This is a genomic window from Faecalibacterium sp. Marseille-Q4896, from assembly GCF_017377615.1.
GTDB classification, from domain to species: Bacteria; Bacillota; Clostridia; order Oscillospirales; family Ruminococcaceae; genus Faecalibacterium; species Faecalibacterium taiwanense.
Genome location: NZ_JAFREG010000003.1, coordinates 73,814 through 91,530, shown reverse-complemented (window position 1 = coordinate 91,530; position 17,717 = coordinate 73,814). Strand labels below are relative to the sequence as shown.

Annotated in this window: 15 protein-coding genes; 11 read left to right on the top strand and 4 right to left on the bottom strand. The window is 58.4% G+C overall.

Annotated features, from left to right (window positions below):
* Positions 1 to 56 precede the first annotated feature (56 nt).
* The 3 genes from gpmI to J3348_RS06600 all read left to right on the top strand — a co-directional run bounded on the left by gpmI (position 57) and on the right by J3348_RS06600 (position 5,315).
* On the top strand, positions 57 to 1,583 hold the full coding sequence (gpmI, locus tag J3348_RS06610; protein ID WP_207698591.1) for a 2,3-bisphosphoglycerate-independent phosphoglycerate mutase: 1,527 nt from the start codon (positions 57 to 59) through the stop codon (positions 1,581 to 1,583).
* Positions 1,584 to 1,813: 230 nt separating this feature from the next.
* Positions 1,814 to 4,414: a TetM/TetW/TetO/TetS family tetracycline resistance ribosomal protection protein gene (locus J3348_RS06605; RefSeq protein WP_207698590.1), complete on the top strand. Its 2,601-nt coding sequence runs from the start codon at positions 1,814 to 1,816 to the stop codon at positions 4,412 to 4,414.
* A gap of 1 nt (position 4,415) precedes the next feature.
* The gene (locus J3348_RS06600) at positions 4,416 to 5,315 is read left to right on the top strand and encodes an NAD(P)H-hydrate dehydratase (RefSeq protein ID WP_207698589.1); all 900 of its coding nucleotides are present in this window, start codon (positions 4,416 to 4,418) and stop codon (positions 5,313 to 5,315) included.
* Positions 5,316 to 5,369: 54 nt separating this feature from the next.
* On the opposite strand, the gene J3348_RS06595 is transcribed toward J3348_RS06600, so the two are convergent.
* The gene (locus J3348_RS06595) at positions 5,370 to 5,525 is read right to left on the bottom strand and encodes a hypothetical protein (RefSeq protein ID WP_005945627.1); all 156 of its coding nucleotides are present in this window, start codon (positions 5,523 to 5,525) and stop codon (positions 5,370 to 5,372) included.
* A 358-nt stretch (positions 5,526 to 5,883) separates the two neighbouring features.
* Between J3348_RS06595 and J3348_RS06590 the strand changes: the two genes are divergently transcribed.
* The 6 genes from J3348_RS06590 (at position 5,884) to J3348_RS06565 (ending at position 12,082) form a co-directional block, all read left to right on the top strand.
* The gene (locus tag J3348_RS06590) at positions 5,884 to 7,758 is read left to right on the top strand and encodes a beta-glucoside-specific PTS transporter subunit IIABC (protein WP_242702900.1); all 1,875 of its coding nucleotides are present in this window, start codon (positions 5,884 to 5,886) and stop codon (positions 7,756 to 7,758) included.
* Positions 7,755 to 9,209 (top strand): glycoside hydrolase family 1 protein, encoded by a 1,455-nt coding sequence (locus tag J3348_RS06585; RefSeq protein ID WP_005945633.1) that lies wholly within the window; start codon positions 7,755 to 7,757, stop codon positions 9,207 to 9,209. Before J3348_RS06590 ends, J3348_RS06585 begins: the two co-directional genes overlap by 4 nt.
* A 39-nt stretch (positions 9,210 to 9,248) precedes the next feature.
* Positions 9,249 to 10,085: a PRD domain-containing protein gene (locus J3348_RS06580; protein ID WP_005945634.1), complete on the top strand. Its 837-nt coding sequence runs from the start codon at positions 9,249 to 9,251 to the stop codon at positions 10,083 to 10,085.
* Positions 10,086 to 10,167: 82 nt separating this feature from the next.
* Positions 10,168 to 11,100, top strand: coding sequence for an AEC family transporter (locus J3348_RS06575; protein ID WP_005945635.1), 933 nt, complete (start codon positions 10,168 to 10,170; stop codon positions 11,098 to 11,100).
* Between the two features lie 52 nt (positions 11,101 to 11,152).
* Positions 11,153 to 11,566 carry an SseB family protein gene (locus J3348_RS06570; RefSeq protein WP_005945636.1) on the top strand — a complete coding sequence of 138 codons (414 nt, stop codon included), beginning with the start codon at positions 11,153 to 11,155 and terminating at the stop codon, positions 11,564 to 11,566.
* 39 nt (positions 11,567 to 11,605) lie between these two features.
* Positions 11,606 to 12,082, top strand: a complete 477-nt coding sequence (locus J3348_RS06565; protein ID WP_044954198.1) for a pyridoxamine 5'-phosphate oxidase family protein — start codon at positions 11,606 to 11,608, stop codon at positions 12,080 to 12,082.
* 204 nt (positions 12,083 to 12,286) lie between these two features.
* On the opposite strand, the gene J3348_RS06560 is transcribed toward J3348_RS06565, so the two are convergent.
* The gene (locus tag J3348_RS06560; protein WP_005945638.1) at positions 12,287 to 13,189 is read right to left on the bottom strand and encodes a LysR family transcriptional regulator; all 903 of its coding nucleotides are present in this window, start codon (positions 13,187 to 13,189) and stop codon (positions 12,287 to 12,289) included.
* Positions 13,190 to 13,374: 185 nt separating this feature from the next.
* On the opposite strand from J3348_RS06560, the gene J3348_RS06555 reads away from it, so the two are divergent.
* Together J3348_RS06555 and pyrB are read left to right on the top strand one after the other, a co-directional pair.
* The gene (locus J3348_RS06555; RefSeq protein WP_207698587.1) at positions 13,375 to 14,676 is read left to right on the top strand and encodes an adenylosuccinate synthase; all 1,302 of its coding nucleotides are present in this window, start codon (positions 13,375 to 13,377) and stop codon (positions 14,674 to 14,676) included.
* Positions 14,673 to 15,620, top strand: coding sequence for an aspartate carbamoyltransferase (gene pyrB, locus J3348_RS06550; protein ID WP_347565368.1), 948 nt, complete (start codon positions 14,673 to 14,675; stop codon positions 15,618 to 15,620). The genes J3348_RS06555 and pyrB overlap by 4 nt, the downstream gene beginning before the upstream one ends.
* Positions 15,621 to 15,692: 72 nt before the next feature.
* Here the strand turns inward: pyrB and J3348_RS06545 are convergent, their stop codons facing one another.
* Together J3348_RS06545 and pyk are read right to left on the bottom strand one after the other, a co-directional pair.
* Entirely contained in the window at positions 15,693 to 16,625 is a 933-nt protein-coding gene (locus tag J3348_RS06545) for a carbohydrate kinase family protein (protein WP_207698585.1), read from the bottom strand.
* A 94-nt stretch (positions 16,626 to 16,719) separates the two neighbouring features.
* On the bottom strand, positions 16,720 to 17,676 hold the full coding sequence (pyk, locus tag J3348_RS06540) for a pyruvate kinase (protein ID WP_097775314.1): 957 nt from the start codon (positions 17,674 to 17,676) through the stop codon (positions 16,720 to 16,722).
* Positions 17,677 to 17,717 lie beyond the last annotated feature (41 nt).

Here is a 17,717-nt window from a genome sequence, read left to right as displayed (position 1 = left end):
CATTTCCAGCGCTGTGCCGGGCGCTGATTTGTTAAATTCAAAGGAGATTCAATTTTATGGCAAAGAAACCTGTTCTTCTGTGCATCATGGATGGCTTCGGCTGGGTGCCGGGCGAGACCTACGGCAACGCCGTGGTGGCCGCCAAGACCCCCCATCTGGATGCTCTGATGGAAAAGTACCCCATGACCACCATCGAGGCTTCCGGCATGGCAGTCGGCCTGCCCGACGGCCAGATGGGCAACTCCGAGGTTGGCCACACCAACATGGGCGCTGGCCGCATCGTGTACCAGCAGCTGACCCTGATCACCAAGTCCATCAAGGACGGTGAGATGCTCCAGAACCCTGTTCTGGTCAAGAACATGCAGGCTGCCATCGATGCCGGCAAGGCCATCCATCTGATGGGCCTGGTGGGCACCGGCGGCGTGCACAGCCACGCTGACCACTGGTTCGGCGTGCTGGAAATGGCAAAACATCTGGGTGCAAAGAACGTTTACCTGCACTGCATCACCGATGGCCGTGATACCGACCCGCACTCCGGCAAGGGCTTCCTGGCCGACCTGCAGGCCAAGCTGGACGAGCTGGGCATCGGCAAGATCGCCAGCGTCTCCGGCCGTTACTACGCCATGGATCGCGATAACAACTGGGATCGTGAAGAAAAGGCATACGCTGCCTTTGTCTACGGCGAGGGCAATCATGCCGCCAACGCTGCCGAGGCAATCGAGGCATCCTATGCAGCAGACAAGACCGACGAGTTCGTTCTGCCCTGCGTCACCTGTGAGGGCGGCCGCGTGCAGGATGGCGACACTGTGATCTTCATGAACTTCCGTCCCGATCGTGCCCGCCAGATGACCCGCATCTTCTGCGACGATGCGTTCACCGGCTTTGAGCGCCGCGGCGGCCGCAAGCAGGTGAACTATGTCTGCATGGCCGAATATGATGCCACCATGCCCAACTGTGAGGTCGCCTATCCGCCTGTGGAGCTGAAGAACGTTCTGGGCCAGTACCTGTCCGAGAATGGCAAGACTCAGCTGCGCATTGCCGAGACCGAGAAGTACGCTCATGTCACCTTCTTCTTCAACGGCGGCGTGGAGGCTCCCTACGAGGGCGAGGACCGCTGCGTGATCCCCAGCCCGAAGGTCGCCACCTATGACCTGAAGCCCGAGATGAGCGCCCCCGAGGTTGCTGCCGAGTGCGTCAAGCGCATCGAGAGCGGCAAGTACGATGTGGTGATCCTGAACTTCGCAAACTGCGATATGGTGGGCCACACCGGCGTGTTCGATGCTGCGGTCAAGGCCGTTGAGGCTGTGGATACCGCTGTGGATCAGGTGGTGTCCGCTGTGCTGAAGGCCGGCGGTTGCGCCTTCATTACCGCCGACCACGGCAACGCCGAGAAGATGATGAACCCGGACGGCACCCCCTTCACCGCACACACCACCAACGTGGTGCCCTTTGTGGCTGTTGGCTGCGGCGATGTGAAGCTGCGCGAGGGCGGCTGTCTGGCAGATATCGCTCCCACCATGCTGCCGTATATCGGTCTGCCCGTGCCTGCTGAAATGACCGGCAAGAGCATCATCGTGGAGTAATTGACCGTTAAAATGGCCGACGCGTTCGCTTTGGCTATGAATAGCGGAATTGTTATTCTTATATTTACAGCTCTGGAAAATCTGCGGATTTTCCAGAGCTGTTTTTTCACGCGAAAAGCCGATAAGATAAATTGCGTTTTTGGGTTTCGAACCCATTCTAAATCAAAAACTTTTCTTTTTTCCCCATCCGTGCTACAATAAAAATGAATTTTTGATTGTAGGAGAAGCGGATGGAAACAACGCATAAACAAATCGTTCTGGGCATCCTTGCCCATGTGGACTCCGGCAAGACCACCCTTTCGGAAGCCATGCTCTACCGCTCCGGCGCGATCCGCAAGCTGGGCCGCGTGGATCACAAGGATGCCTTTCTGGATACCGACACGCTTGAAAAAGCGCGCGGCATCACCATCTTTTCCAAGCAGGCCTTGTTGACGGCGGGCGGAACGGATATCACCCTGCTGGACACCCCCGGACATGTGGATTTTTCCACCGAGACAGAGCGCACCCTGCAGGTGCTGGACTATGCTGTGCTGGTGGTAAGCGGCACCGACGGCGTGCAGAGCCACACCGAGACGCTCTGGCGGCTGCTGCGGCGCTACCATGTGCCCACCTTTGTGTTCGTGAACAAGATGGACCTGCCCGGCAAGAGCAGGGAAGAGCTGCTCGCCCAGCTGAACCACCGTCTGGGCGAGGGCTTTGTGGCCTTTGATGTGCCGCAGGCCGACCGGGACGAAGCACTGGCCCTATGTGACGAAAACCTGATGGATCGGATGCTGGATGCCGGGCAGTTGACCGATGCGGACATCATCCCGGCCGTTGCACGCCGGCATGTGTTCCCGTGCTGGTTCGGTTCGGCGCTGCGGCGTACCGAAAACGATGCACTGGAAAGCGTGGACGCTCTGCTGGACGGGATTGACCGCTATACCCGTCCGGCTCCCGCGCTGGATGCCTTTGGTGCCAAGGTGTTTAAGGTGTCGCAGGATGAGCAGGGCACGCGCCTGACATGGCTGCGCGTGACTGGCGGCGAACTGAAGGTAAAGGCCCAGCTCTCCGGCGAAGCAGATGGTGAGCCGTGGGAGGAAAAGGCAAACCAGCTGCGGCTGTACTCCGGCGTAAAGTATACGCTGGCGGAAGCCATCGGCCCGGGGCAGGTGTGCGCCGTCACCGGCCTGACTAAGGCGCGCCCGGGCGAGGGCCTTGGCGCGGAACGCGACAGCGATGTGCCGGTTCTGGAACCGGTGCTGAGCTATCAGGTGCTGCTGCCGGAGGGGGCTGATGTGCACGCGGCACTGGGCAAGCTGCACCGGCTGGAAGAAGAGGAGCCGCAGCTCCATGTGGTATGGAACGAGACTTTGGGCGAGATCCATGTGCAGCTCATGGGTGAGGTGCAGCTGGAAGTGCTGCGCAGTTTGCTGGCAGAGCGCTTTGGCCTGAACGTGGAGTTCGGCCCCGGCGGCATTCTGTACAAGGAGACCATCACGGAGCCTATGGAGGGCGTGGGCCACTACGAGCCGCTGCGCCACTATGCGGAGGTGCATGTCAAGCTGGAGCCCCTGCCCCGCGGCAGCGGGATGCAGTTTGCCGCCGACTGCCGGGAAGAAGTGCTGGACAAGAACTGGCAGCGCCTTGTGCTGACCCATCTGGAAGAAAAGCAGCACCTTGGCGTGCTGACCGGTGCGCCGCTGACGGACGTGAAGATCACCCTCATTGCGGGCCGCGCCCATCTCAAACACACGGAGGGCGGAGATTTCCGGCAGGCCACCTATCGCGCGGTGCGGCAGGGCCTGATGCTGGCCAAAAGCCAGCTGCTGGAGCCATGGTATGCCTTTCGGCTGGAAGTGCCGGTGGAGAACCTTGGCCGTGCCATGACCGATATCCAGCGCATGGAGGGCAGCTTTGACCCGCCAGAAAGCGGGGAAGAGGCTGCTGTGCTCACCGGTTTTGCACCGGTGGCCACCATGCGCAGCTACCCCATGGAGGTGGTGGGCTATACCCGGGGCCGGGGACACCTGACCCTGACGCTGGACGGCTACCGGCCCTGCCACAATGCGGCGGAGATCATTGAAGCTGTGGGCTACGAGCCGGAGCACGACCTTGACAACCCGGCAGATTCGGTGTTCTGTGCCCATGGCGCGGGCTTTGTGGTGCCTTGGGATCAGGTGCGCAGCCACATGCATGTGGACAGCGGCTGGGGAAAAAGCAAAAGTCCGGAGCAGGAGACGCAGGCCGTGCCCCAGCGCCAGACAGCGGCTTACCGCGCAACACTGGAAGAGGATGCTGAGCTGCTCAAAATCTTCGAGCGCACCTATGGCCCCATCAAACGGGACCCGCTGGCGGCATTCCGCCCGGTGCAAAAGCGGGAACGCCCGGATTTTGATGCCCAGCAGTGGGAAATCCTGCCCGAATATCTGCTGGTGGACGGATACAATATCATCTTTGCGTGGGATGAGCTGAACGCCCTTGCAAAGGACAGTCTGGAAGCGGCCCGCCACAAGCTGATGGATATTCTGTGCAACTATCAGGGCTACCAGAAGTGCAATCTTATTCTTGTATTCGATGCCTATCGTGTGCCGGGCAGCCCCGGCAGCATTGAGCAGTACCACAATATCCATGTGGTCTACACCAAGGAAGCTGAAACCGCCGATATGTTCATCGAGCACGTTACTCATGAGATCGGCAAGGGGCGGCGGGTGCGTGTGGCTACTTCCGACGGCATGGAGCAGATCATCATTCTGGGCCACGGCGCGCTGCGTGTCTCCGCCCGCATGTTCCATGAGGAAGTGCAGAATGTGGAAAAGCAGATCCGCAAACTGGTGCAGGGGGAAGCATAAAATGTCAACCGAGATCACATCCGAATTTGTCTGGCACAACATCCCGCCGCGCCCGCGCGACAGCCACAAGGGCAGCTTTGGCACCGTGTTGGCTGTGGCAGGCAGCGCATATTACCGAGGTGCGGCCCTGCTTGCTGCCGAGGGTGCGCTGCGCACCGGTGCGGGCATGGTAACGCTGGCCAGCGTGGAGCCGGTATTGGCAGCTGCGGTGGCCCGCCTGCCGGAATGCTGCCTGTGTCCCTGCGTGGCGGGGGCCGAAGGCGGCATCTCACCGGAGAGCATTCCACAGCTCCAGCGCCAGAAGGCGACGGTGCTGCTGCTGGGCCCGGGCCTTGGCGGTACAGCCCAGAGCACAGGCCGCGCGGCAGAGACACGCACGCTGGTGCAGAAGCTGCTGCCCGGCTTTGCAGGCAGCGCGGTGCTGGATGCGGACGGCCTGAACGCCGCCGCGCAGCTGCTGGCTGAGGGCAAAACGCTGCCACACCCGGCGGGAGAGCTGATCGTGACCCCGCACCCCGGCGAGATGGCCCGGCTCACCGGGCTTTCGGTGGCGCAGATCAATGCGGACCGTGAAAATACTGCCTGCCAGTATGCAGAAAAATGGAACGCCGTGGTGGTGCTCAAGGGCTGCCGTACCGTGGTGGCTGCACCAGATGGCCGCGTGTGCACAAACTCTACCGGCAACCCCGGTCTTGCCCGGGGCGGCAGCGGAGATGTACTGGCCGGTATGACGGCGGCCCTGCTGGCTTGCGGCCTGCCTGCATACGAAGCTGCGGCCTGCGCGGTGTATCTGCACGGTGCCGCTGCCGACCGTGCCGCTGCTGCGCTTGGCGAGTACGGAATGCTGCCGCATGATATCTTGTCCCAGCTGGGCCGGATATTTGCGGAAAACCACAGATAAAAAGAAAAGGGGTGTCTCTCTGTCTGCCGAAGAGACACCCCTTTTAACATTGCATCACATCGCCAGCACTTCGGCCCACTTTTCCTCGGCTACCGGGATGCCAAGCTCCATGTTCTCCTTGCGGCTGCGGTGCTCGCCCATGCCGGGGCAGCGCACCTCACGGCCCGGCTCTGCAGGCTCACTGGATGCCACATCGGCGGCAATGCGCAATCGGCATCAGTGCAGGCGGTGAAAGGAGTACACGAGCACACACCGACAGCTATGTGAAAAAACAAATGAATGTGCGAACTTCATAATTTTTTAAGAGTTATTTTGTGAAAAAGTCATATTGAAAAACGAAAAGAGGATTGATATACTAATACCACAATATCCAGTTGGACATGTTACTGGTAATGCAGGCAGGATCTGATGGAATGACAAATACCTTTTCTTTTGGGTGAATTGTAGCCAGATACTATGATTCCGGGAGAAATTGTACACGGGGTCATTCTGTTGGGTCTTTTTTCTTTTGTCCGCTTCGGCCGGGCGCCAGGGAAATGCCACCACACACAAGATAAAGGAGAACAAAATGAAGAACTACAAGCAGACTGCCTCCGACGTGCTGCGTCTGGTTGGCGGCGAGAAGAACGTTGTGCAGGTCGAGCACTGCTCCACCCGCCTGCGCTTCACTCTGGCAGACACCTCCAAGGTGGATGCTGCAGCCCTGAAAAAGACTGCCGGTGTTATGGGCGTTATTTCCAGCGGCCCGCAGTGTCAGGTGGTCATCGGCAACGATGTCATCGAAGTGTACGATGAGCTGCTCAAGCTGGGCACCTTCAACGCAGGTCAGGCTGCAGCTCCCGCTGCCCCCAAGGGCAAAAAAGAGATCGGCGGCATTATTCTGGACTACATGGTCGGCATCTTCCAGCCGCTGGTCCCCGCCATTGCAGGTGCAGGCGTTCTGAAGGCTCTGATGGTGCTGCTGAGCACTCTGGGCCTGATGAGCAGCGGAGATATCGCCTATAAGGTGTTTGTCGGCGTGGCAGATGCAGCTCTGTACTACCTGCCCGTTATGGTCGCCTTCACCACTGCAACCAAGTTCGACTGCAACAAGCTGGTGTCGGTGGCTCTGGCTGCTGCCATGATCCACCCCAGCGTTTCCGCTCTGCTGGCTACCGAGGGCGGTGCTTACTTCCTCGGCATCAAGCTGCAGAACATCGCTTATGGCGGACAGGTATTCCCGGCTATCCTGACCGTCATTTTCATGTCCTTTATTGAAAAGTGGGCCAACAAGTGGTGCCCCAAGGCCATCCGCGTGTTCTTTGTGCCCATGCTGTGCTTCGGCATTGGCTTCCCTGTGGCACTGGTCGTCCTCGGACCTCTGGGCTACAACATCGGTGCTCTGCTGACCACCGTGATCCTGGCTCTGTACAACACGCTGGGCTGGCTGGCCGTTGCTCTGCTGGCTGCCGTGCTGCCCTTCATGATCTCCATGGGCATGCATAAGGCTCTGGTCCCCTACGCAGTTGCTTCTATTTCCGACCCCGGCTTTGAAATGCTGTACATGCCTGCTTCTCTGGCACACAACATTTCCGAGGGCGGTGCCTGCCTGGGCGTTGCACTGAAGACCAAGGACGAGAACCTGCGCGCTACCGCGATCTCCGCTGGCATCTCCGGCCTGTTCGGCATCACCGAGCCTGCTCTGTACGGTGTTACCCTGCAGCACAAGAAGGTCATGATGTCCGTTGTGGCCTCCAGCTTCATCGGCGGTCTGTTCGTTGGCCTGATGAAGGTCAAGGCATTCGTTGCCATGGGTCCCGGTCTGGCTGGCATGGCCATGTTCGTTGACCCGGATAACGGCAAGAACATCCTGTGGGCTGCAGTTGGTCTGGTGATCTCCGTTGTTGTTTCCTTCGCACTGTCCTTCTTCCTGTATAAGGACGAGACCCCCGCAGAGGATGAGACCGCTGCACCCGCTCCCGAGACTGCTGCAGACGCAGCAGCTGCGGATTCCACCATCAGCAGCCCCCTGCAGGGCAAGGCCATTGCTCTGGAAGAGGTCAAGGATGAAGTTTTCTCCCAGAAGATCCTGGGCGACGGCATTGCCGTGGTGCCCGAGAAGGGTGAGCTGTACGCTCCCGCTGACGGCGTGATTGAGTCCGTGTTCGGCACCAAGCACGCCATCTCCATGAAGACCAATGCCGGTGCTGAACTGCTCATGCACATCGGCATGGACACCGTCAAGCGCGATGGCAAGGGCTTTGACCCGCAGGTCAAGGACGGCGAGACTGTCAAGAAGGGCCAGCTGCTGATGAAGTTTGACCTTGACGGAATCAAAGCAGACGGTTATGATGTAACTACCCCCATCGTCGTGACCAACGCCGATGAGTTCACCATCAAGACTGTGGCCGAGGGCGCTGTGGTGCCCGGTGCCGCACTGCTGAAACTGGAGGCAAATAAATGAGTTTCCCCAAAGGCTTTTTCTGGGGCGGCGCTGTTGCCGCGAACCAGGTAGAGGGCGCATGGAACGTGGATGGCAAAGGCCCCAGCGTGGCCGATGTTGCCACCTACAAGCCCAACACCGACGTGAAGGATTACAAGTCCCATGTTGCCATGGACGACGCACACATTGCTGCCGCCATGGCCGACCCGGATGATACCTATTATCCCAAGCGCCGCGGCATCGACTTCTACCATCATTACAAAGAAGACCTGAAGCTGTTTGCCGAGATGGGCTTTACCATGCTGCGCGTTTCCATTGCATGGACCCGCATCTTCCCCACCGGCGAGGAAGCAGAGCCGAACGAAAAGGGCCTGCAGTTCTACAGCGACCTGTTCGCTGAGATGCACAAGAACGGCATCGAGCCGCTGGTCACGCTGAGCCACTACGAAATGCCGCTGGCACTGGCCACCAAGTACAATGGCTGGGTGGATCGCCGCGTGATCGACTGCTTTGCAAAGTTCTGCCATGCGTGCTTTGAGCGCTACAAGGATCAGGTCAAGTACTGGCTCACCTTCAACGAGGTGGACAGCGTGATCCGTCACCCGTTCACCACCGCCGGCATCATCCCCAGCCGCGTGCCCGAGGATAAGATGCTGGAGACCTGCTATCAGGCCCTGCACCACCAGTTGGTGGCCAGCGCTATGGTAGTAAAGGACTGCCACGAGATCATCCCCGGCAGCAAGGTGGGCTGCATGCTGACCAAGCTCACCACCTATGCCCGCACCTGCGCACCCGATGATGAGCTGGCTACTCAGGCAAAGAATCTGGAAAACCTGTTCTATGCCGATGTGCATGTCTGGGGCGAGTACCCCCGCCTGATCCTCAAGATGTTCGAGCGCAAGGGCATCCATGTGGAAATGCTGCCCGAGGATGCCGCCACCCTGAAGGCAGGCTGTGTGGACTTTGTTTCCTGCAGCTACTATATGACCATGACCGAGTCTGTGGACCCGAACGCAGAGCGTACCCCTGGCAACACCGTGCTGGGTGTCAAGAACCCGTATCTGCCCTCCACCGACTGGGGCTGGCAGATCGACCCCAAGGGCCTGCGCTACAGCCTGATCGAGCTGTACGACCGTTACCGCAAGCCGCTGATGGTGGTGGAGAACGGCATGGGTGCCAAGGACGTGGTGGAGGCCGACGGCTCCATCCACGACCCCTACCGTGTAGAGTACTTCCGCCAGCACATCAGCGAAATGGGCAAGGCCATCGATGAGGGTGTTGAGATGTGGGGCTACACCACATGGGCACCCATCGACCTGATTTCTGCATCCACCAACCAGATGTCCAAACGCTATGGCTTTATCTATGTGGATCAGGATGATATGGGCAACGGTACTCTGGCCCGCAGCCGTAAGGACAGCTTCTACTGGTACAAGAAGGTCATTGCTTCCAACGGCGAAGATCTGGACTAAGCGGCAGTCTTAAGGTTTCAACGGAAGGAGGAGGGACCGATGCACATTCAGAAGGTGCTGAACAGCAGTGTTGTGCTGGTGCAGGATGACAGCGGCGAGGAATCCATCCTGCTGGGCAAGGGCATCGGCTATGGCCGCAAGGCGGGCGAGCCCATTGAACGGCAGCCCTCAGACCGCGTGTTCCTTCCATTGTCCAACCCGGACGCACAGCCTATGCTGGAGCTGTTTTCCAGCATTCCGGCATCCTATCTGGAACTGACGCAGGACATTGTGGACGACGCAGAGCAGTCGCTGGGAGTCAAGCTTTCGGCGCACATCTATCTGCTGCTGACCGACCACCTGCATTTTGCAGTGGAGCGCCAGCAAAAGGGTCTTGTGGTGACCAACCGCATCTTCTGGGAAATCAAGCATTTTTATCCCAAGGAGTACGCGGTGGGCCAGCGCGGCCTGCAGAAGGTAAAGGCAAAGCTTGGCATCGAGCTGCCGGACGAAGAGGCAGGCAACATCGCCTTCCATATCGTCAACGCCCGGCAGGACCCGCAGGCCGGCTACGATGCCATGCGGGCAGCGCAGCTGATCGGTGAGCTGTCCAACATTGTCACCTACAGTATGCACTGCCCGGTGAGCACCGAGAGCATCCACTATGCGCGGTTCGTGAGCCACCTGCAGTATTTTGCCGAGCGGTTCTTCTCCGGCAAGCTGATGGACAGCGAAGACGACTTTTTGTTCCAGCAGATGCAGCAGAATTATCCGGCAGCGGTGACCTGCGCGGAAAAAATACGCACCTTTGTGCTGCGCAAGTACGGCGTGTTTTTGCCCAACGAGGAAACCGCCTATCTGGCGCTGCATGTGGCGCGGCTGACGAGCGGCAAATAAAATCAGAAAAAGGGGAGAGCTGCCTTGCGGAAGGCGGCTCTCCCTTTGGGTTTTGAAAAAGGGAAGGGGAAAGGAAAAAACAATGGAGATAAGTCTGTTATTGATGCAGCAGATCGCACAGCTGTTCCTCATTCTGATCATGGGCTATGCTGTGGTCAAGGTAGGGCTGCTGAAGGCCAGCGACAGCCGGGTGCTCTCGGTGGTCATGGTGTATCTGGTCACGCCCTGCGTGATCATCAACGCATTCCAGATCGACGATACGCCGGAGATCCGCAAGGGACTTTTGTACTCCATGGCTATTGCGGCGGCTATCCATGTAGTGCTGCTGGTGCTCAGCGCCCTGCTGAGCCGCCCGCTCAAGCTGGATGCCGTGGAACAGGTGAATGTGATCTACAGCAACGCCGCTGCACTGGTGATCCCGTTGGTCAAGGCTCTGATGGGCGATGCGTATGTCATTTACTCCTGCGCATTCATCATTGTGCAGCTGGTGCTGCTGTGGACCCACGCCAGTTCCCTTTTGCAGGGCAGCAGTGCGCTGGACTGGAAAAAGGTGCTCACCAATATCAACATGATCGCCATTGCAGCCGGTGCACTGCTGTACTGGTTCCGTGTGGTGCTGCCTGCACCGCTGCAGAATACCATGAGCACAGTGGGCAACATGATGGGACCGATGGGCATGCTGCTGGCCGGTATGGCCATTGCAGAAAAGCCGCTGCGGGAGGTGTTCTGCACCCGCCGCAACTATCTGCCCACAGTGCTGCGTCTGGTGGTATGCCCGCTGGTGGTTCTGGTGCTGCTGTGGGTCTGCCATGCATCCAGCTGGGTGGCCGACGGCAAGAACATCCTGATGACGGTCTACCTTGCCGCCATCACCCCTGCCTGTGCTACTGTTACCTCCATGGCTCAGCTCTATGACCGCGATGCGGCGCATTCCAGCGCGCTGTATGTGCTGACCACTCTGCTTTCCATTGTGTCTATGCCGGTAATGATCGGCCTGTTCGATCTGCTGCTGTGATGAGCTGCGCTTATTCCCTCTGCCAAAATACAATAGAAAGGAACCAACCTCAATGAATCAACCCAGAGACAAGGGCCTGAACGGCAACGAAAAGATCGAGCAGGCGGTAGCCGCCCTGCAGCAGGAGCCCACACAGGAACAGCTGGCCCACACCCTTACCGTGATCCGGCGGCGCATAAAGGAGCATGGCCAGCTTGTCGTGGCGGTGGAGCCCAATTTGGGCAGTGAACAGATGCAGCTGCGGGCCATCCGGACGGCCGATGGCGCAAGCTGGTGGTATGCATTCACCAGCTTTGACGAGGAAATGAAGGGAGCCGAGCCGGTGCAGTCCACCTTTCTTGTGGATATGGACAAGCTGTTTGATGCAGCGCTTGCCGTGCCGGAGATCAGCGGCATCATCCTGAACCCGTGGAACCGCACCATCCAGCTGGATAAGACCCTCATCCGCATTATCAAGGGTGCATGAGTGCGCACCGCAAACCTGCGATACATGGAGGAAACAAAAATGTTCAGACCCATGAGAAGAGCCAGCCGCGCCATCCCGGAAGAAGCTGCAAAGCACCTGCTGCAGCAGTCCCGGCGGGGCGTGCTGGCAGTGAACGGCGACAACGGCTATCCCTTTGCGATCCCGGTAAATTATTACTACGATCAGGAGCACGACAAAATCTACTTCCACGGTGCAAAGTCCGGCCAGAAGGTGGACGCGCTGAAACAGAATGATAAGGTATGCTTTACCGTTTACGGTAACGAACACTTTGAGCCGGGCGACTGGGCACCTTATGTGCAGAGCACCGTGGTGTTTGGCCGCTGCCATCTGATCGACGATGCCGCTGCTACCGAGGCCCGCGTGCGGGAGCTTGGCATGAAGTATTACCCCGGCAAGGAAGAGGTGGAAAAGGAAATTGCGCTGGACATCAAGGCCGTGCAGCTTTACGAGATTACCATTGAACACCTCACCGGCAAACAGATCCAGGAAAAGTAAAAATAAAACAGGGGACTGTTGCAAAATAAAAATGCGATAGCAACTTGCACAAAGAAATAGCACAAAATCAAAAACCCGGAGCCTTTTTTAAGCCGATTTGGCTGTGAAAAGGTTCCGGGTTTTGTGCATTGTTTTTTCAGAGAGCTATTTTGCAACAGTCCCGTATAGATCAGTTTGCAGGGAAAGGCCCGGCGGTTATCTGTGTTACGGGCGCTTGGGGGCCGCCTTGGTCAGCATCTGCTGGAACTTGCGGGCTGCCGTGTTCAGCGGGCGGTGATGGTCGTACACAAGGCAGATAGAGCGCTGAGGGATGATCTCCTGCAGATGCAGCTGCACGATCTCACCGCGGGCCAGTGCATCCTGTGCCATGGTCTGGGGCAGGAATGCAATGCCCAGCTCACTTTTAACAAGGGTCAGCATCTGGTCGGTGGTGGCAGCCTCGGTATCCGGCTTCAGCACCGCACCGTGATCCAGAAAGAACTGCCGGTAAAAGGCGCGGGTCATGCTTTCGTCGCTCAGGGAGATCAGCGGATAATTGTTCAGCTCCTTCAGCGAAAGGTTCTGGCTGGCAAGGGCAGTAAAGGTCCTGCCGCCCACAAGCACCTCATAAAAGGGCTTCAGCTCCACCATTTTCAGGCCGCTTTCCACCTCGGCAGGGGTGGTGATGATGGCAAAATCCACCTCGCCGTTTTTCACGGCCTGCAAAGCCTGCGGCGTGGAGTGGTTGGAGATGCGCAGGCGGATGCCGGGATAGTCCGTGTGGAAGGCGCGCAGCTTTTCTGCAAGGTAGATGTTCAGCGCAGTTTCGGTAGCGCTGATGCTGATCGCACCGTGTTCCAGCGTGGCGCTGGCGCTCAGCTCTTCTTCTGCATCCTGGATCTGCACCGCCGCAGATGCAATGCGGGAGTAAAGCAGTTCACCCTCCGGGGTAAGGGTAACGCCGCGGTTGGAGCGGATGAACAGCACGCAATTCAGCTGGCTTTCCAGCCGGTTCATCGAGTGGGTGATGTTGGGCTGGTTGTTGCCCAGCACCCGCGCGGCTTTGGTGAAATTCTGATATTTCGCGACATAATAAAAGATTTTGTAATATTCCCAGTCCACATACATGGCGGCGTGCCCTCTTTCATGTCAATTTTGTATCGTGATCATGTGCAGGATACTTTTTACACATTCTCTGCTTGCTAGTATAATAACACCGCAATCAAAAATTGCAAGAGGGAATTCAAAAGTATGGTCTGCCTACCAAGGTACAGGCTATTGTAAACAACGAAAAAGAAGGTAAATAAGAAGTTATGCTTACCGCAGTTACTGGTATCAATTGGGGCGATGAGGGCAAGGGCCGCGTCATCGATCTGTTAGCCGAACATGCCGATGTTGTTGCCCGCTATCAGGGCGGCAACAATGCCGGCCACACCGTTGTAACGGAGCAGGGCAAGTTCATCCTGAACCTGCTGCCCTCCGGCATCCTGCACCCGGACGTTGTCTGTGTACTGGGTGCGGGCATGGTGATCGACCTCGACCATCTGGCCGGAGAAATGGATGCCATTGAGGAGCGCGGCGTAAAGGTAGGCTCAGAAAACCTGAAACTTTCAGATAAGGCCACCATCTCCATGCCGTGGCACAAGGTGCAGGACGGCTTGGAAGAGGACCGCCTTGCCCAGAAGGGTGCGGCCTTTGGTTCTACCCGCCGCGGCATTGCCTACGCCTACAGCGACAAATACCGCAAAAAGACCCTGCGTCTGGGCGATCTGCTGCATCTGGACGAAAAGCGCGTGCAGGACCGCCTGCACATGATCCTGGAATCCAAGAATCTGGAGCTGGGTGGCTGCTATCATCAGGAACCCATGAGCTACGATGCTCTGCTGGAATGGTGCCGGATGCAGGCCGGACAGTTTGCACCGTATATCTGTGATGTGGGTGCATTTTTGAAGCAGGCTCACGACAGCGGCAAGCGCATCGTGCTGGAAGCCCAGCTGGGTGCCATGCGCGATATCGATTATGGTATCTTCCCGTTCACTTCCAGCTCCAACACGCTGGCAGCCTATGCGCCGCTGGGCGCAGGCATTCCGAACTGCCGTCTTGACCATGTGGTGGGCGTGCTGAAAGCCTACTCCACCTGCGTGGGTGCAGGCCCCTTTGCCGCCGAGAACGCCATGAGCGAGGACTGGAATGAACAGCTGCGCAAGGCAGGCGGCGAGTATGGTGCGGCCACCGGCCGTCCGCGCCGTGTCGGCCCCTTCGACTGTGTGGCCAGCCGCTACGGCCTTACCTGTCAGGGCGCAGACAAGATCGCCCTGACGAAGCTGGATGTGCTCAGCAGCATGAAAGAGATCCCGGTGATCACCGGTTACACATTGGATGGCGTGCAAGTCCCCAGCTTCGACCCGCTGTCCGACCTTGACCGTGTAAAGCCGATGGTCACTATGCTGCCAGGCTGGAACAAGGATATCTCCGGCTGCAAGAGCTGGGATGAGCTGCCCAAAGAGGCCAAGGCTTACGTGGAATTTCTGGAAAAGCAACTGGGCCATGAGATCCAGTTCGTCTCCACCGGAGCCGAGCGCGAGAAGTTCGTGCTGAAAGGAGAATGGCTGTGAGACACTTTATTGAGCCCAACAGCTTTTCTCTGAAAGAGCAGCTGGCCCTTCTGGATCTTGCCGACCGGATGGAGGCCGACCCGGCACCCTATGCCCACCTGTGCGATGGGCGCATTCTGGCAACGCTGTTCTATGAGCCTTCCACCCGCACCCGCCTTTCGTTTGAATCGGCCATGCTGCGGCTGGGCGGCAAGACACTGGGCTTTGCAGGGGCACAGCTTTCTTCCGCCAGCAAGGGCGAGACGGTGGAGGACACCGCCCGCGTGGTGAGCAACTACGCCGATGTGATCGCCATGCGCCACCCCAAAGAGGGCGCACCGCTGCGGGCATCCCTTTCTGCACGTGTGCCGGTGATCAATGCAGGCGACGGTGGGCACGCGCATCCCAGCCAGACCATGATCGACCTCATGACGATCCGCCAGCGCAAGGGGCGGCTGGATCATTTGACTATCGGCTTCTGCGGCGACCTCAAGTTTGGCCGCACGGTCCACTCCCTGACCGCTGCGCTGAGCCAGTTTGAGGGCAACCGGTTCGTGTTCATCTCGCCGGAAGATCTGCGCCTGCCGCAGTATGTGAAGAATGAATCGCTGGAGCCGACCCATCAGATCTATAAGGAAACGGCTGACCTTGAAGCCGAGCTGCCGCATCTGGATGTGCTGTACATGACTCGTATCCAGCAGGAGCGCTTTTTCAACGAGGAAGAATACCTGCGCCTGAAAGGCTGCTACCAGCTGGACGAAGCGCTGCTGCAGAAAGCACCGCAGGATATGCCGGTGCTGCATCCGCTGCCCCGCATCGACGAGATCAAAAAGGATGTGGATGACGACCCGCGTGCCGCCTACTTTGATCAAGTGCACAATGGCGTGTATATCCGCATGGCCATCATTCTGGCGTTGCTTGATATCCCTGATCCAGTTACCGGCAAAAAGGTGCTGGAAGCATGATATAAACCTCTTCCCCGAATCCTAAAAAGAAAGCCGGGCAGACTGCAGTCTGCCCGGCTTTCTGATATTACTTTAATCCACCACCGGAATGTTCAGCCCGAATTCCAGCGGGCGGAAGCGGGGGCAGACGTTCTCGGTGATGCAGATGACCGAGGCGGCCAGTCGGCTGCCGATTTCGCAGGACTCGGCCAGCGTTTTGCCGTAGGTCAGGCCGATGATGGTGCCGGCAAAGAAGGCATCGCCTGCGCCGGTGGTGTCGATCACATCCACCTTCTTGGCAGGCACCACGCCGCACTCGCCGTTGGCGCGGGCATATACGGCACCCTGACCGCCCATGGTGATCACCATACTGGGAATGTTGGCGCTGTGCACATTGGCGGCCAGAACCCTGCACATCTCGTCCGGAGTCAGATGGCCGTAATCATCGGAGAACAGCAGCCCGGCTTCCTGCTGGTTGCACACAAAGCAATCGATCTGCTGCAGGAAATCCCGGCGCTCCATGGCAATACTCATGTTGGAAATGGCCGCAAAAACCTTTTTGTTGTACTTTTTGGCGTAGTGCAGCACCTGTTTTACAGTATCTTTTTCCAGATCCAGCTCCAGCGCAATGGCATCGCAGTCGGCAAAGATCTCGTCGCCCTTTTCCTTTAAAAGGCCGGTGAGGGGAGTGGTGTCCGGCCGCTTGGAAATGGCTGCATGCACATCGCCGTCGTTGTCAAAGATGGCCAGCCAGGTGCCCATGCCGTCCGGCACGCGCTGGATGTACTTGGTGTTCACCTTGTGGTTCTCCAGCTTGTTGATCACATCCTGTCCCATGCCGGTGTCGTCCACCAGACTGACAAAGGTAGGGCGCAGCTCTACATTGGCGATATCCTCCACCACGTTGCGGCTCACTCCGCCGTGTACCTGCTCAATGCGGCCGGCATTGCGCCCGCCCGGAATATAGGCGGAAAGGGGATAGCCTTTGATATCCACAAAAACAGCACCGAGCACAACGATTCCCATAGCAAAAAACCTTTCTGAACAAGAAATATTTACGTCTATTATACCGTATTCTGACACAATGCGCCATCCCTTTTGCGCAAAAACTCCGCAAAGGTCAGGCAAGGGCTGTCTGCGCTGTGCGCACCAGATATTCCATGGCCTGCATCGGGTACTGTCCGGCAGCAGTCTCACCGGTCAGCATCACGCTGGCCGCGCCGTCCAGCACGGCGTTGTAAATGTCACTCACCTCGGCACGGGTGGGCACGGCGCGGGTGCACATGCTGTCCAGCATCTGGGTCACTACCATAAAGGGCACGCCTGCAGCCCGGCAGGCGGCGGAAAGCTGCTTCTGGCAGCGGGGCAGCTCCCACAGCGGCATGGCATTGCCAAGGTCTCCGCGGGCGATCACCACCTCATCCACAAGGTGGATGAATTCCGGCAGGGCACGCACACCGGTCATGTTTTCAATTTTGGCAAAGATACGGATATCCGCAGCCCCGGCTTCTTCCAGCGCATGGCGCAGGGCCAGAATATCTGCTTTGCCGCGCACAAAAGGCAGCATCACACCGGTAACACCGCACTGCTTTGCAATTTTCAGGTTCTGCAGGTCTTCCTCCGTCAGGGTAGGCGAGGGCACCGCAAGGCCCGGTGCAGCAATGCTTTTGCGGCTCTGCAGGGTGCCGCCGCGCACCACGGTGCACACAAGGGCTTCCGGCAATGCCTGTGTGACCTGCACCAGAAGCTTGCCGTCGTCCAGCAGAAGTTGCTGTCCGGGCGCAGCCGCCTGTACCAGAGCTGCCGGGCAAGGTACGCCGTCTGCGCCAAGGCGTACAGAGCTACCCTCAACCAGAGCAACAGGTTCTGCCAGCGTGCCGATGCGCAGTTCCGGCCCCTGCAGGTCGATCAGCAGCTGGCGGATGCCGGCTGCGCGGATCATGGCCAGCCAGTCGGTGTGCGCCGCCAGCGGCCCGTGGGAAAGATTCATGCGGATGCCGGTCATGCCGGCTTCCACCATGTGCTGCAAGATCGCCGGCTGTGCGCAGGCCGGGCCGATGGTACCATAAAAATCCAAGGTTCATTCCCTCGATTCATTTTTTATTTCTAATGTATATT